Below are 10,426 nucleotides of genomic sequence, written 5' to 3' on the forward strand. Positions count from 1 at the left end.
TGGACGATCCGATCAATGGATCATCGAGAGGTAGTCATCGTCTCCCTCGACATTCGCAAAGGTTTTGGTCTGCAGCTCAAGCAGCATGGCCGGGAAATCGTCATCAACACCCTCTTGGTTATTGAGCGATCGAGTCTCGAGTTCGAGCATGCCGCCCGTACTCATCTGGTCATCGCTTTCCTGCTGGACGTCGGTCTTGGTCGCGACTTCGGCGAGCGTGCCAAGAGGGCGGCGCGGTGCCAGCGTTTCGTCTTGGGTCAGATCGTCATCCGCGCTTTCTTGCCGAACCTTGGTCAGCGTGCTGGTATCGAGCAGCGCGTCGAAGCTTCTGAGATCGGTCGACGCATCTTGGTCATCGGCTTCCATCTGTACGGCGGTCAAGGTCGTCTCCGCAAAGGCGATCGCGGCCAGCCCGACCGTGTTCGAGCAATCTTGGTCATCGCCTTCTTGGCGAACACGGGTCGAAGTGCTGGTTTCGATGAGCGTGGAGGCCGCCGCTTCCACGACAGGCACAATCCCAGCAGCGGTTTCGATCACCCATAGTTGGGTGCTGGGATCGTAATAGCCAGGAAGATCCGCCGACGACGTGCGCGGCGTCGCATGTCGGAAAAGCAGGGGAGCGGCATGAGCTGCTTCGTTCGGTTCGGATCGCATCGTCAATTCCCCCCCTGGTAGTACAGCTATCGCACCTTCTTTGTTCTATGATTGCGCAGGGAGGTGCTCAAGTTTAAACTATAGCGCAGTGGGTCGCGAAAACGACGAACCACCGATAACAGGGCTCATTGCCGACCCGTCGCTTTGCATAGCCCGCGACTTTTCCGAGCCTTCGCGAATCCTTATCTTCCTCGCGAACGACTGTGTGGAGACACTGGTGACAAAGGCAAATGGGGGGCGTCGTCGACCACGACTGCAGAAGGAGAACCGCGCCAGAACGGGCAGTTTCAACGACATGCCCGGGCGCGGGCGTAATCGTGCGATCGAGGCCAGGGCCGAGGCGGCGTTTCGCAGTCTGATCGCTGAAAGTCCCGATTTCATCTTACAGCGCGCCGATGAGAATGACTTTGGGTCAGACTGCCAGATCGAGGTACTCGATAACGGTCTGGCGACAAACGTCCGGCTGCATGTCCAGCTGAAGGGAACCGAGAGATCTCTGAATGCCGATGGGTCTCTTAGCATCTCGATTGAACAGACCAACCTCAACTATCTGATCGCGCAAGGGCACAGCCTGTTTGTGGCCTGCCATGTTCCGACCCGATCGCTGCGGTTGACGGCCGTTGAAGCTGTGCTGCGGCAATACGAGCATAAAAATGTCAGCTGGAAGGACCAAGAGACCCTGACCGTCACCTTTGTGGAGGAGTTGACGCTTGATCGCTTGGCACGGATGGCAGGGCTCGCGCTCTCCTCATCAAGATCCGCTCGCGACGAGCGCATCGCACAGTCGCAAGCGATCCCGTCCGCGTTTCCCGATGTCGTGCGCGACGCGATGCCGGCGGTCAACGTGCCCGACGACCCGGAACGCGCGCTCCAGATCCTCGAAGCGCTGTACGAACGTGGTGCCGACTCGGTCATCAGTGCCGCGTTCGACCAGTTCGCGGCCGTCTTTGGCAGAAACAGCGCGGAGATGGGCTGTTGCTACATGTCCGAGATTAATCTCGGCATGGCGGGGCGTGGGCGCCCGGATCGGATCCGTGCGGGCAAGGTACATTTCAAGGCCAAGCTACGGACGAAGCGCTACCTACCCGGCAGCCTCCACTACACGATCGGCAATGCCTATTCGGCGCTGGGCGACGAGAAGTCCGCCAAGGCCTCCTACCAAGCAGCGGCGCGCGACGCTGCCTACATGGCCGACCCAGGCATGGCGGCCATGTGCCTGAAGAATCTCGGTGCCAGTTTTGAGAAGCTCGGCAACGAGGAGATGGCCGCCGAGCTCTATCGCGGTGCGCTGAAGATGAACCCTCACCTGCCGGAGGCGCATCTTGCCCTTGGGCGATATTTCCATCGCCAAGGTCAGTTTGAAGAAGCGCTGACCCACTATGATGCGACCCTCTTCGATGACCGGGATCTCGGCAAGAATGCGAGTGTGACAGGATGGCGCCTCAATGCGCTCTTCAACCTCGGACAGCATCGCGAAGCATTCCGTGCCATCAATCTACTGCTTGCAGATGCCAATCGCGAACTGTGGATCTGGTCCTGGTGCGCTCGGCAGGTCTCTGCCTTCAGCCGGACATCGGTCGCGGCGGCGCGCGGCGCGCTGACCTTCTGGCAGCGTTATGTCCGTACCCATCCTGACGTCTCAGCGGCGCGCGTGGACCTGCTCCTGACTTCTTTCTATCTACGCAGCGAGGGCGATGAGATCGGCAAGGACTATACGGCGTTCCGCGCCGAGTTCGAGACGCATATCGCACATGTCCATCCGAGCGAGGCCGCCCTTCCCTGGGATCGCCTCGGCCACTGGGCACAGGATCTGGATGACTGGGAGGAAGCTGAGCGCTGCTTCCGCAACGCATATGAACTCGACGGCGGTCACTATGGTTATTGCCTCGGGACCGCCCTCAACTTCCTCGGCCGACACGGCGAAGCACTGCCGCTGGTCCAGGCGCAAGCGGACAGCATTCAACCTGACGCGATGAGCTGGTTCCAAGTCGCGTCAGCGCTCGATCATCTGGGCCGGACGGACGAAGCAGTCGCAGCCTATCGCAAAGCGCTTGTTCTCGATCCCGATTATGCCGTGGCGATGTTTAATATGGCGGGCGTACTCTGGAACCGCGGGGACCAGGAAGAAGGCGGCCGAATATTCCGGACAGCAGTCATGCAATTTCCGGACCATGAGTTGTCTGCCAAGGCGCAACAGGATCTCCCGAAGCTCTTCTAATTGCGCGGCCCAGATGCTCGACACACGCTAAAGACGGGTTTCGGTGTCAGCGGACGTCCTCAATGCCTGCTTGGGACGACGGACTCTGGTCGGGTGCTACCGGCGCCACGTGATACAGAATGCCACCTTATTGGCGGACGTATACCCGCCCTCATTAGTCAGTCAACACCGCCTATTCTCTCAGATTCATGTACAATTTTAAGGAACCTTAAACATAAAACAAAAAATTTAAATGAACTCAGTCTGCTCGCAACATCTGCCGCAAGCGCCAGAAGGAAGGATCACTGCCGATAAGAGGATCCGCCTCAAGCAATCGTGACACGACGTCTGCGAGGTCGCTTGGCGGCCGAGCCTTCCGGTCAAGGAGAGCGCTGATCAATTTTAAGACCGATCTAGGATATCGACTGATGAGGTCGCGTCCGCCGTCAAGGTCTAGATCATAGCTAAGCTCATAGCGCTGGATCGGCCGCACCAGGTCAAGGATCTGGACCACGGCCCGCTCGAACGCATCGCCAGCCAACGCTGGCAAAAGCGCAAGATTTTCAGACACTTCGGAAGTTCTCGCAACAACGTCGTTCGGCCAGAAATCACGCAGGAACGGCATTACCGCAGAGTCCCAATACGCAGCCCGTTCCACATCGCCCTTCCGTTCTCTCAACAGATATCCCACCTCCCATGCCATGCGCGCGAGGACTGTATTGGGCATGCGGGTCAATGTCTGTCGGCATTCGATACCAGAGAGGGCGAAGCCTTTGTTTCCGTCGATGATCGAAAAAGCCGCGCCGATTAACGCGCCCGACAATTTTTCCCGCACAAAAGCATCGGTGCGCTCGTGTTCGAGTGCACGCAGGATTGCTGGCTTGAGCGTGTTGAATAGCGCCGGCTGTTGAGGTGCGACAGACTGGGCGACCGCGCTCATTAGGTCTATCGCTGCTTCGGTTTCGTCAAGCAATCCGGGCAACAAACGGGCGGCGACCCAGTCCGGCGCAATGGCATCGAGAAAGGGCATCTGCTGCAACAGTGCTCCGCGCGCAATAATACCGGCCCGTCCATTTAGACAGGCAAGGGCGTCAAAGCGATCAATGAACCGGGCTGCTAGGCCTTTTCCAGGACCGGTACACAAGGAATTCTGCATCGCTACCAAGCTACCGGCTAGCGAGGCAAGTGGGTGCGAAAGGAACGTGTCAGCCAGTGTGTGCTCGTGATCGTCGGCATCACAAAATTTGATAACTGTCACGAAGAGCTTATCCCAGAGACTCAAGATATTTGAAAATATTTCGGCATCCAAGTCGTCTGCATGGCGCTCGATGATACGCGACAACTGACGGACTAACGGGGCGATTTCTGCATTTGTCACCTGTAACATCGACTCAATAATCGTGGCAATATCTGGCAATGCGGTCATGCTATAAATTTGATTCTCGTAGGCATAGACGTCCAATAACGGCGACCAACGTTGAAACGAAAAATCACCCCGGTTAAGCGCGTCAGAGAGCGCGGCGAATGCACGCTCTGGTTCGTTTCGCACGAATGCAGGCCAAATATCGGCTTGCTCAATCCTATTACTCTGCTCGAATGCCGCAGTTCTGGAGAGAAGCTCGCGATCATCGACTTGATCGAGCACGCTGATATCTGCGCTGTATCCTGAACCCGACCAACTCGGATTATAGAGATGTGCGTAAATCGGCATTTCGCGCGGCAGATCCGGAAACTCATGGTAATATGCTGCCAGCTGCTTCTCCGCCCTTTGCGACAAATGCCCGCCAGCCGTCCGGATCCGCGCAAGTTCACGTACAGAATAGAGTGCTCTGGCATAACGACGATGCCCGCGCCGGGCGATACGCTGAATAGCGTCGGGCATCATTCCAGACAGGATAGCCCGCTCGATTGCTCGGCGCGTTGGCGGACCAAGCGCATTCCAGCTCCGGCAATAGAAACGCACGATTTCTGGACACTTGTCAGAAGCCCAGTACCGCGTTCGGGTAGTGCTCCGCAAATATGCCTCGGTCAAAGCAAAAGCACGAGCCTCCCCTTCAACGGCAGTCCACGCCGCCAGACGCTTGAAAATAATTGCATCCCGCTCTCCCCAGGCTGACGAGATCCGCGCTGCACGCAGGGCATCTCGACCCGCTAGGCGACGCCACAACCCCGTCATCATCCGCACCAATGGCGCGCAACGCTGGTTATTGGCGTCGGGCTGGTTCAGTCGCCAACTTCCGTTATGGCGATCCAAGGTTTCGACCAATCCTTCACCATGGTCCGGCGCATGAACTAATGCCAAATCATATGACATAAGGTTGCCGTCAGCTTTGACTATCCCTGCTTCCAGGCCAAGCTCGAGCGCCTCGCAAAGCGCTCTGTCGAGCGAAAATATCAGTCGTTCTTCGGCGCGCGCTTCTTGCGGCCAGCGCTCTAGGCGTCGTTGCCAGTCACGCTCTGTCGCCCGGAAGCTGAAGCGTGCCAGATCATGGATATTGGTGGGGTCGGGCTCTTCTGTCTCTCCCCAGGGCAAGCGCTTTTCCAACGTTAAGGTCGGTTCCAGCAAAGAGGTGGTTTCACTGATAAGATTGGTGGTGACTGTTTGGCCTGCACGGATGCGACCGTAACGGTTTGGCGTTGGCCGTAAATTGGCCTGCACGAACAGCAACCAAAACCGCTGGTAGATAGCTGACGGGGGGGGGTGTTGGCTGCGCAAAAGCGCGTTCACCGCGCTGGCGATCCTCGCTTTCACGATGTCAGTTGCACCCGCCGCGAAGCGAGCAGCCGCAGCAGATTCGAGCCGGTTGCGAAACCAGGAGACATACGTCCAGTCATCTAGGCCGGCTTCGGCACCCTGAAGTGCTTCGATCCAAGCCGGATCGCTACATTGGCTTGCCGCAACAGCTACGCTCGAAATCTCAGTTGCCAGAAATGCGAACTTCGCCCGCTCCTCGGTGCTAGCCGCGCCAAACTCAGTAGCGGCGATGCGCCGAAGCTGATCCTGAGACCAGTTCAGCGGCTCACGGGCCAGCTCAGCCCAGGCGTGCAGAGTCTGGTAAAGAGCTCTGTGGTCGTTGTCGGCCGCCGAATAGATAAGCGGCTGCAAACCTTTACCGCGCCACGCCTCCCGCAATGTACCCGAGTCATTGTCTGGATCGCCCACCAGCGCGAAGGCCGGCTTCAGGTCTGGAAAGTGCAACCTTCCTTCTTCGGTTGCCTCAAGCATGTAGCGCATCGGCGGATCATCGGCTGAATATCCGACGAGCACCAGCGTATACCGACGAAGCAGGTCATAAACTATGCGGGATGCCCAGCCACTACGCATATAGGCTTCACCGAAATTAGCAGACGTGAGAACCAGGTCGGTTCCATCAAGCCGGCAGCGGCGGTCAGCTACACGGCCGTGTAGATGGAGAACCCCGGTAAACTCATGTGATCCCACTGCAGGGATACCCTGCCCTGCGCTGCTCGCAAGCCTGCTACCGGTGAGTTGTAGCCATGAACGCTCAAAGATCGTGTCGAAATTGGTGGTGACTATACGCGGCCGACCCTCTGTATCGCGAGATAGGTCGAGCAAATCGGCATGCGCTGAAAACCGCGCTCGGGATCCTGGAGAAACCAGAGAAGCCACCGTTTCGCGCACACCATTGTGGGGTTGACGCCAGTCGGCTCCCCGATAGACTAGCCTTTGTTCGAGTAGACCGATGAGGCGGTCATATTGACCGTTGTCACGGGCTTGGACCTCAGCGCGACTGGCAAGGCTGCCAGGATTACCAGGTAGCTCCTGACCCAGTCGGGCGTAGACCATGTCAGCGAGTTCGCCGAATAATGGCAGACCTGCAGACTTTGAAACCCCCGCGCCCACCATGAAAAGGAGGTCGCCATTGCGCTGAGCTCGGATCAGCGATGTCGGAATGTCCGGTCCATTTGCTACGAAATACATCCGGAAGACAATAAGCGAGATCGCGTGCAATCGCCACTCGGTTCAGGAAGTCAGCGCTGACGCATGCGAATGTCCGTTATATTCCGTCGCAGCCGTGAAGCTGTCATTCTCGATCATCCCCAGTTGCAGCCACGATCCTCTGCTCCCAACGCAGATGCGCTGCGCAGCTGAATGAAAGGCAATTCGGAGCGCTTCCAAAACCAGAGCTGCCCTTCCGGAGTGTCCGCCATCACGGCCGCTCTGGCCTGCGCGCCGTCGCGATCAACCGTTCGCCAGCGGCCCTCTGATCCATGTTCATAGTCCGCGCAGCCACTGCCCGCGCTGCCACCAGTGATGAGGTCAAGGATTTGCGCCGCGAAACGCTGGCCCTGAAGGAATGCGTGGCCGACCTGACGCTCAAGAACCGTCTACTCAAAAAAAGCATGATCGCGGATGGGGGCGACGACGTATCATGTATCCCGCCGCAGAAAAGCGCGAGATTATCAACCTCGTCGAGCAGTCCCATCTGCACTTGCCAGACTTTGGATAAATTGGACATTCCCCGCCGCACCTTTGCTCGCTGGTATGCCCGCTATCTCGATCGTGGGCTTGAGGCGCTGGAGGACCGGCCATCAGCGCCGAGCCGGGTGTGGAACCGGCTGCCCGAGGATGTGCGCAAGCAAATCATCGACATGGCGCTGGACGAAAGCGAGCCGTCCCCACGCGAACTGGCTACCAAATTTACCCATGAGAAGCAGTACTTTGTCTCCGAGGCGACGGTCTATCGCCTGCTCAAGGCGCAGGACCTGATCGCCAGCCCCGCCTACATCGTCATCAAGGCCCGCGACGAGTTCCACACCAAGACCACGCAGCCAAACGAGATGTGGCAGACCGATTTTACCTACTTCAAGCTGATCGGCTGGGGCTGGGTCTATCTCTCGACCGTGCTCGATGACTATTCCCGCTACATCATCTCGTGGAAGCTGTGCACCACGATGACGGCGGGCGATGTGACGGACACACTGGACCTGGCATTGGCCGCCTCAGGCTGCGACCGCGCCACCGTGCTGCACAAGCCTCGCCTGCTATCGCACAATGGGCCCAACTATGTCGCGGGCGAACTGGCCGCCTATATCGAGGCGCAGGCCATGAGCCATGTCCGCGGCGCCCCCTTCCATCCCCAGACGCAGGGTAAGATCGAACGCTGGCACCAGACCCTGACGAACCGCATCTTGCTGGAAAATTACTACCTGCCCGGCGACCTCGAAGCCCAGATCGAGGCCTTCATCGAGCACTATAACCACCAGCGCTATCACGAGATTCTCGGCAATGTGACGCCCGCAGCGCCTACTTCGGCCGCGATCGGCAGATCCACGCCCAGCGCGCCGCAATCAAAAAGCAGACCATCGAACATCGCCGCTTGAAGCACCGCAAGCTCGCCGCCTAAAAGCCAACCCCAGACGAGGCCCGCTCTCCGTTACCGATACGCCAAATTTGCGCCAAATGTTTCGACGACGGACATGTACCATCACGAAAGCGTGGGGATTGGTTCAGGTGAATTTGGTGACCAGCATCCCGTCCAGTTCAACCTGTTTGGTCTGGTCAAACATTGCAAAGGAATGGTGCGCCGCAGCGGGTTGGACCGCGATCATCGCGGTTGTCCAAAGAATTGCGGAACAAAGCTTCTTAGTCGTGGGGCAAGGTTTCCTTTGGAAAAGACGTCAGAACAGCACGTCGAGCGTGAAGCCGATCCAGCGACCCAGGAAGATCACCGCCGACCACAGCAGCAGCGAGAGAACGCCGGCCGCGCGGGCGGCAAAGGGCGGGGTGGCGTCTTCGTCCCATTGGTCGATCGTGCGCTGGGTCGAGATATGGAAAATCGCCATGTTGATCCCGGCGGCCGCAATCATCAGCAGCTTGAGGCGAAATTCAGTATTGGCCGCATAGGCCATCGCATTCGAGGCGAACAGTAGCCCGCCCGAAATGATCGCCAGCCCAAAGGCAACCCAGGTAAAGGGCAGCAGCTCGGTAATCAGCCGGTTTGTGCTGCGCCGATGCGAGGCATAGCCCACCAGCCGCAGATCGACGATGAGAATGGAGCCGAAGACCAGTGTGATGGCCAGAACATGCAGCGATTCAAGCAGCGGAAAGGCGTTGACGTTTTCGCGGATCGCGTTGGACAGAGGCAGGTCGTAAATCTGCTGAAGCGTGTTGTGCAGGGTCATGGTGAAGGTTCCCCCCGATTTGTTTTGCAAGATGTGGGCGGCGCGGGGCCGTCAGGTATAGGCGATGAAGCGGCCGCAGAAGATCACCGCGATCCACACGGCCAGCAGGAGCCATGAAACGGCCTTGGCCGTGGGCGGGGCATGTTCGCGCAGCAGCGGGCGGCGCAGCAGGACCGTTGCCGCAAAGGCGAAAAGCACCAGAGCCATCTTGGTCCAAAACACCGTATTGCCCAGCGTGCGGGCCGGTTCGGCCACGATCAGCACGACACCGCTGAGCAGCAGCACGACCAGCGCGCGCCACAGCCACGGCAGATAGCGGCGAACCACATTGCCCGCCGGTTCATCATTGGCCAGAACGGAGGCAAGGCGCAATTCAGACACTAGCGCCGAACCAACGACCACCGCAATGGCAAGAATATGGATGCTCTGCACCGTGGGAATGATCCACGTTGTAACGCGGAAGCTGCTGGAAATCGGCGTGGCGTAAAGCCAGTCGCCAAACGATTGGACAAACACCGGCCAGGTCTCCCCTGATTGGCTTTCTTGTATTTTGATGGGAAATGACCTGTGGGATTAGCGAGCCGGGCGCGGTAGGGGACGTTTGAAACCGTTGCAATACGGGAATAGGTTGCGGTGAAACGGCGCCGAAGCGCCGTTCTGTGCGGGATGCGGGGGATCAGGGGAAGGGTGTGGGTCGGTTCCGCTCAAAGTCTTGTGGCTTTGCCACCGGGGAGAGGTGCGGGGCATCTTCGGGCAGGATCACACCGGCGCGCACGGCTTCTGTGGTCGCGGCGGCAAAACGGCGCGCATAGTTTGCATAGGTGCCGTAGAGCTTTCTCAACCGCGCGGCGGAGTAGGGCCGTTTCGAGTCATAGACAACGCCGCAGCCGGTTTCGAAATAAGTCCAATATTCCGCAGCTGGCACGGTGATCCAGGGAGGTCGGACGCCGCCCGTTGGGTTACCGCTCCGCATATCGCGCAAAACCCCATCGGCCGTGCGGGGCACGCGCTGTCCGTCGTCGCTGGAGGAGGTGGGTCCTCCAAAACCAGCCTGTTGGTGGCATGGATCGCCTCGCAAATGGCTCGCTCGGATATTGAAGCCGAGATCGTCCGTCTGGCAGAGATTGACTGTCAGGCTCTGGCAAGATTCGACCTTTCCGACCCCGGCGTCAAAAGAATGCTGCGTCTGGTGGATGAAGCTCACGGCGTGGTGGTGGCGACTCCGATCTACAAGGCGCCTTTTACCGGGATCGTCAAACTGGCGCTCGATATTCTTCCGCAATTTGGCTTGGCCGGTAAGGCCGTGTTGCCCGTCGCAACGGCAGGCAGCCTGGCTCATGCGCTTGCGCACGACTATTCCCTTCTCCCGGTGTTGCAGTCCATGGCGGCGCGCCACATCGTGCAATCCACCGTGGTGACTGAAGCAGA

The 10,426-nt window shown here is 58.7% G+C and carries 9 protein-coding genes; 3 read left to right on the forward strand and 6 right to left on the reverse strand.

The genetic code is table 11. The features are described from left to right. Nucleotides 1–12: 12 nt before the first annotated feature. Nucleotides 13–654, reverse strand: a complete 642-nt coding sequence (locus IP65_RS19680) for a hypothetical protein (RefSeq protein WP_054132756.1) — start codon at nucleotides 652–654, stop codon at nucleotides 13–15. An 88-nt stretch (nucleotides 655–742) separates the two neighbouring features. Between IP65_RS19680 and IP65_RS19685 the strand changes: the two genes are divergently transcribed. Next, nucleotides 743–2,872 carry a tetratricopeptide repeat protein gene (locus tag IP65_RS19685; RefSeq protein WP_197279295.1) on the forward strand — a complete coding sequence of 710 codons (2,130 nt, stop codon included), beginning with the start codon at nucleotides 743–745 and terminating at the stop codon, nucleotides 2,870–2,872. Nucleotides 2,873–3,110: 238 nt separating this feature from the next. Here IP65_RS19685 and IP65_RS21060 read toward each other — a convergent pair whose 3' ends face one another. Further along, nucleotides 3,111–6,794: an SIR2 family protein gene (locus IP65_RS21060; protein WP_197279296.1), complete on the reverse strand. Its 3,684-nt coding sequence runs from the start codon at nucleotides 6,792–6,794 to the stop codon at nucleotides 3,111–3,113. A gap of 290 nt (nucleotides 6,795–7,084) precedes the next feature. Here IP65_RS21060 and IP65_RS19695 point away from each other — a divergent pair, with 290 nt between their 5' ends. Next, nucleotides 7,085–8,197: an IS3 family transposase gene (locus IP65_RS19695; RefSeq protein WP_231627816.1), complete on the forward strand. Its 1,113-nt coding sequence runs from the start codon at nucleotides 7,085–7,087 to the stop codon at nucleotides 8,195–8,197. Between the two features lie 126 nt (nucleotides 8,198–8,323). Here IP65_RS19695 and IP65_RS22045 read toward each other — a convergent pair whose 3' ends face one another. The 4 genes from IP65_RS22045 to IP65_RS21535 all read right to left on the reverse strand — a co-directional run bounded on the left by IP65_RS22045 (nucleotide 8,324) and on the right by IP65_RS21535 (nucleotide 10,004). Further along, nucleotides 8,324–8,425: a DUF6152 family protein gene (locus IP65_RS22045; RefSeq protein WP_231627818.1), complete on the reverse strand. Its 102-nt coding sequence runs from the start codon at nucleotides 8,423–8,425 to the stop codon at nucleotides 8,324–8,326. A 69-nt stretch (nucleotides 8,426–8,494) separates the two neighbouring features. Next, nucleotides 8,495–8,998 carry a DUF6644 family protein gene (locus IP65_RS19700; protein ID WP_054132759.1) on the reverse strand — a complete coding sequence of 168 codons (504 nt, stop codon included), beginning with the start codon at nucleotides 8,996–8,998 and terminating at the stop codon, nucleotides 8,495–8,497. Between the two features lie 51 nt (nucleotides 8,999–9,049). Then, entirely contained in the window at nucleotides 9,050–9,514 is a 465-nt protein-coding gene (locus tag IP65_RS19705; RefSeq protein WP_054132760.1) for a DUF6644 family protein, read from the reverse strand. 160 nt (nucleotides 9,515–9,674) lie between these two features. Then, nucleotides 9,675–10,004, reverse strand: coding sequence for an alpha/beta hydrolase domain-containing protein (locus IP65_RS21535; RefSeq protein ID WP_156306767.1), 330 nt, complete (start codon nucleotides 10,002–10,004; stop codon nucleotides 9,675–9,677). Nucleotides 10,005–10,076: 72 nt separating this feature from the next. Between IP65_RS21535 and IP65_RS19710 the strand changes: the two genes are divergently transcribed. Further along, nucleotides 10,077–10,426: NAD(P)H-dependent oxidoreductase (locus tag IP65_RS19710; RefSeq protein WP_231627820.1), on the forward strand; the 350-nt coding region annotated here is incomplete at its 3' end.

The sequence above is a fragment of the Novosphingobium sp. AAP1 genome (assembly GCF_001295765.1).
GTDB lineage: Bacteria > Pseudomonadota > Alphaproteobacteria > Sphingomonadales > Sphingomonadaceae > Novosphingobium > Novosphingobium capsulatum.

What these genes read in the sequence shown, in the direction of transcription:
- IP65_RS21060 (WP_197279296.1), bottom strand. Translation starts at nt 6,794, where the DNA reads ATGTATTTCGTAGCAAATGGACCGGACATTCCGACATCGCTGATCCGA.
- IP65_RS19695 (WP_231627816.1), top strand. Translation starts at nt 7,085, where the DNA reads ATGTTCATAGTCCGCGCAGCCACTGCCCGCGCTGCCACCAGTGATGAG.
- IP65_RS19680 (WP_054132756.1), bottom strand. Translation starts at nt 654, where the DNA reads ATGCGATCCGAACCGAACGAAGCAGCTCATGCCGCTCCCCTGCTTTTC.
- IP65_RS22045 (WP_231627818.1), bottom strand. Translation starts at nt 8,425, where the DNA reads ATGATCGCGGTCCAACCCGCTGCGGCGCACCATTCCTTTGCAATGTTT.
- IP65_RS19700 (WP_054132759.1), bottom strand. Translation starts at nt 8,998, where the DNA reads ATGACCCTGCACAACACGCTTCAGCAGATTTACGACCTGCCTCTGTCC.